Genomic DNA, 862 nt, shown 5'->3' with positions numbered 1-862 from the left:
GGCAAGCTCATTCCGGACGAACGCACAGCGGGCGGGCGTCGTCGCTACGATCTGGCGCGGCTGCGGCCCGAACAATTCCATGCATCCGCTACGGCGCGACGCACCGTGGCCTACGCCCGCGTTTCCAGCCACGACCAGAAGGATGACCTTGAGCGGCAGAAGCAGGTGCTGGAGCTTTACTGTGCCCGCCAGGGCTGGACGTTTGAGGTGATTGCCGACCTTGGCTCCGGCATGAACTACCACAAGAAGGGCCTCAAGCGCCTGCTGGGCGCGATCATCGAGGGCGCTGTCGGGCGCCTGGTCATCACCCACAAGGACAGGCTGCTGCGCTTCGGTGCGGAACTGGTGTTCGCCATCTGCGAGGCGAAGAACGTCGAGGTCGTGATCCTCAACCAGGGCGAGGACACGACGTTCGAGGAAGACTTGGCCAAGGACGTGCTGGAGATCATCACGGTGTTCAGCGCCCGGCTCTACGGCAGCCGTTCGCGCAAGAATCAGAAGCTGCTCGAAGGCGTGCGCCAGGCCGTCGAGCATGCCCAGTCATGCTGATTGCCCACCGCATCGCCCTCGATCCGAACAACGCGCAAGCCACGTATCTAGCGCGTGCGGCGGGCACGGCGCGCTTCGCCTATAACTGGGCGCTGGCCGAGTGGAAGCGCCAGTACGAGGCGTGGAAGACGGACAATGCGCTGCTCAAGCCGTCGCAGGCAGCGTTGCGACGCCAACTGAACGCGATCAAGCGCGAGCAGTTTCCGTGGATGCTGGAAGTCACCAAGAATGCGCCGCAGATGGCGATCATCCAGTTGGGCGACGCGTTCAAGAATTTCTTCGCGGGCCGCGCCCGCTATCCGCAGTTCCGCAA

At 63.8% G+C, this 862-nt stretch carries 2 protein-coding genes; both read left to right on the top strand.

Annotation, left to right across the window (positions count from 1 at the left end; genetic code table 11):
- A partial coding sequence (locus AC07UK_RS38840) for an IS607 family transposase (protein WP_494688362.1) occupies window positions 1-549 on the top strand: 549 nt, incomplete at its 5' end.
- Window positions 543-862: helix-turn-helix domain-containing protein (locus AC07UK_RS38835; RefSeq protein ID WP_494688361.1), on the top strand; the 320-nt coding region annotated here is incomplete at its 3' end. The genes AC07UK_RS38840 and AC07UK_RS38835, both read left to right, overlap by 7 nt.

This window comes from Cupriavidus sp. GW821-FHT07C08 (genome assembly GCF_059419025.1).
This window is presented reverse-complemented; position numbering and strand designations above follow the sequence as displayed.